The following is a 2,977-nucleotide window of genomic DNA, read 5'->3' on the forward strand; positions in this document are numbered from 1 at the left end:
TCTCGTAGGAGACGCTCAGCCCCCCTTCCAGCCAGCCGGCGGCGTGGATGCAGACGGTGGCGCCGGCCAGTACCGAGCCCCACAGCGCGAATTGCGTCTCATGCGCGGCCTGAGCGTCGGAAATGTTGGCGGCGCTGCCGCCGCCGGAGCGCCAGGGCAGGCCGGTGAAGCGGGCGAGCTGGCCGGCGCCGAGCGTCGCCTTGACGTGCTCGGGCGTGCCGAAGGCCGGCGCGCCCGACTTCATGTCGACATTGGAGGAGAAGGAGCCGTAGACGACCGGCGCCCCGGGTCGCACGATCTGCGCCAGCGTCAGCCCGGCCAGCGCCTCGGCATGCTGCAGCGTCAGCGCGCCGGCGACCGTGATCGGCGCCATGGCGCCAGCCAGGCAGAAGGGCGTGATGATCGAGACCTGGCCGGCCCTGGCGAAATCGATGATGCCTTGCGCCATCGGGATGTCGAGCTGGCGTGGCGAATTGGTGTTGATGACGGTGTAGCAATGAGCGCCGGCGCGGAACTCGTCCTCGGAGAGGCCGCGCGCCAGGCGGACCATCTCGAAACTGTCGTCGACCTGCAGCGTGCCGCGCGCGAAGACGAACGGGAACTTGTCGGAGAGCGTCAGCTGCGCCCGGTTGACGGCATAGTGACGGAAGCGGTTGTCGACATCCTGCGGCTCGATCGAGGGACAAAGCATGTGCAGCACGTCGAAATGCTGGATGAGCTTGGTCAGTTCCTTGTAGGCGGCCAACGTGCCCGGCCGCCGGCCGCGTTCGAGATCGGTGACGTTGGGCGCGCCGGCCCCGGCGAGGAAGGTCATCGAGCCCAGTTCAAGCATCAGATCGCGATCGCGCGCGCCGCCATGGGCCAGGATCGAGCGCGGCGCCGAGGCCAGTGCCGCCTCGACCAAGTCGCGGCCGATGCGCACCATCTGGCTGTCCTCGTCGACCAGCGCGCCGGCGCCGGCCAAGACATGCCGCGCTTCCGGCAGCAGCACCTTGATGCCGAGTTCCTCCAGCACGCGCAGCGCCGTGTCGTGGATCGCCGCGACCTGGTCTTCGGAGAAGATCGGCTGCGGCAGGAACGGGTTCTTGAGCGACCGGTAGTCCGGCCGGCGGCTTGACTCGCTGCCCGCCTCGCCGGTGCGTCCACGCCGGCGTTCGCGCCTCAAATCGCGTGCGACATCTTCAACCATGGCAGATCCTCCTTGGAACAGGATGACTTTTCTTCGAAGCGTCATCCCGTTCCATCTTATCCTCTTGTTTGAGCATGATCTTTTCCGAAAACCGGTTCCCACTTTTCGGGATCATCCTCTATTGCCGCATCGCTTTGCCGTCGGGGTCGTGGGGTGAGGCGGGGATGATGCGCGCCGGCCGTTCGACGTCGACAATGTGCACCGAAAGTTCCGTCCCCTCCCCGGCGAAATCGTTGTCCACCAACGCCAGCGCGACGCTCTTGCCAACCGTGTAGCCATAGCCGCCGGAGGTGACGAAGCCGACGCGCCGGCGCTTGTGCCAGACCGGCTCGAAGCTGAAGCACCGAGGCGCCGACGACACCTCCTCCGATGACAACCGCGCGATAATGCGACTTCACGAGCCTCTCCCTCTCGTTGGAAGCCGTTAGCATATGCCTACTGTACATATGTGTCTAGACACTTATGTCCAGAGCTTGCGCGCGGTGATCCGGCGTGCCACTTGTGTGTCCATGATCATGATTTCGCCGCAAGACGAGCCGGCGCCCGGCAACATCAAGGTAACGCGCTCGGACTGGATCAACCTCGCGCTGCAGGCGCTCGTCTCCGACGGCATCGAGAGCGTGCGCGTGCTGCCGCTCGGCCAGAAGCTCGGCGTGTCGCGGTCGAGCTTCTACTGGTATTTCGAAAGCCGCCAGGATCTGCTCGACCAGTTGCTGAAGCATTGGCATGAGACCAATACCAAGGCGATCGTCGAGCGCGCCCAGCGCCCTGCCGCAACCATCATCATGGGCGTGCTCAACGTGTTCGAATGCTGGGCCGACGAGCGCATGTTCGACCCGAGGCTCGACTTTGCCGTACGTGAATGGGCCAGGCGCTCGGACGATGTGCGGCGCATGATCGACCAGGCCGACGACGATCGCCTCACCGCTATCCGCGACATGTACCAAAGACACGGCTTTGACGCGGAGAATGCCTTCATCCGGGCGCGCGTGCTTTACTATATGCAGATCGGCTACTACGTCCTCGACCTCAAGGAACCGGTCGAGGCCAGGGTCAGCCATCTCGCGGCCTATCTTCGCGCCTTCACCGGCCAGGAGCCGAGCGAGGCCGATGTGGCGCATTTCATGCGCTTTATCGCGGCGCGGTGATAGCGCTCGAGCACCCGGAATCAACCTTAGCGATCAACAAAGCTTGTGTGTGGCTTCGCTACCCTTGTGAGCGGTGATAAAATGGTCGAATAGTCAGGCAGGGAGCCACCCTCGAAACTGCCCATGCCGTTTTGGGGAAGTTGGCTGGGCGGAATTCTGGAATGGCAAGTCCTTTGAGACCACGCAAGAGAAGAGGCCGCATTGCCTCGGCGCTGCTTGCCGTCGACGCGTGGCTCGATTCCTCGCTCTACGAAATCGGCTTCAAGGCAGGCCAGTTCTGGGAAGCGGCGACCATCTTTTTCCGACGCTTCCGCGTCAAGGGCTGGCGGCGCGGCATCATCGAGGTGCTCAGCGAAGGCTTCACTATGGGCGCTGGCGGCATCGTCGTGCTGCTTGCGCTGGCGATGCCTGCCTTCGAGATCACAGCCGGCGACTGGCGCGCGCAGGGCGACTTCGCCGTCACATTCCTCGACCGCTACGGCAACGAGATCGGCCAGCGCGGCATCATCCAGCGCGACTCGGTGCCGGTCGACGAAATGCCCGACCATGTCATCAAGGCGGTGCTGGCGACCGAGGACCGGCGCTTCTTCGACCATTACGGTATCGACGTGCTCGGCCTGTCGCGCGCCATCTTCGAGAA

Annotated in this window: 3 protein-coding genes and 1 pseudogene; 2 read left to right on the plus strand and 2 right to left on the minus strand. The window is 64.4% G+C overall.

Annotation, left to right across the window (positions count from 1 at the left end; translation table 11 throughout):
- Together EOA33_RS30300 and EOA33_RS30305 are read right to left on the minus strand one after the other, a co-directional pair.
- Positions 1–1,189, minus strand: a 1,189-nt coding sequence (locus EOA33_RS30300) for a trimethylamine methyltransferase family protein (protein ID WP_127407318.1), incomplete at its 3' end; no start/stop codon positions are given.
- 118 nt (positions 1,190–1,307) lie between these two features.
- Positions 1,308–1,523: pseudogene (locus EOA33_RS30305) on the minus strand (glycine cleavage T C-terminal barrel domain-containing protein); the annotation flags it as partial.
- Positions 1,524–1,698: 175 nt separating this feature from the next.
- Between EOA33_RS30305 and EOA33_RS30310 the strand changes: the two are divergent.
- Together EOA33_RS30310 and EOA33_RS30315 are read left to right on the plus strand one after the other, a co-directional pair.
- On the plus strand, positions 1,699–2,337 hold the full coding sequence (locus EOA33_RS30310) for a TetR/AcrR family transcriptional regulator (RefSeq protein WP_127407319.1): 639 nt from the start codon (positions 1,699–1,701) through the stop codon (positions 2,335–2,337).
- A 161-nt stretch (positions 2,338–2,498) separates the two neighbouring features.
- Positions 2,499–2,977 (plus strand): transglycosylase domain-containing protein (locus EOA33_RS30315; RefSeq protein ID WP_190234414.1); only part of this gene is annotated, 479 nt, incomplete at its 3' end.

Origin of the sequence: Mesorhizobium sp. M4A.F.Ca.ET.050.02.1.1 (assembly GCF_003997725.1) — a bacterium.
Taxonomy (GTDB): Bacteria; Pseudomonadota; Alphaproteobacteria; order Rhizobiales; family Rhizobiaceae; genus Mesorhizobium.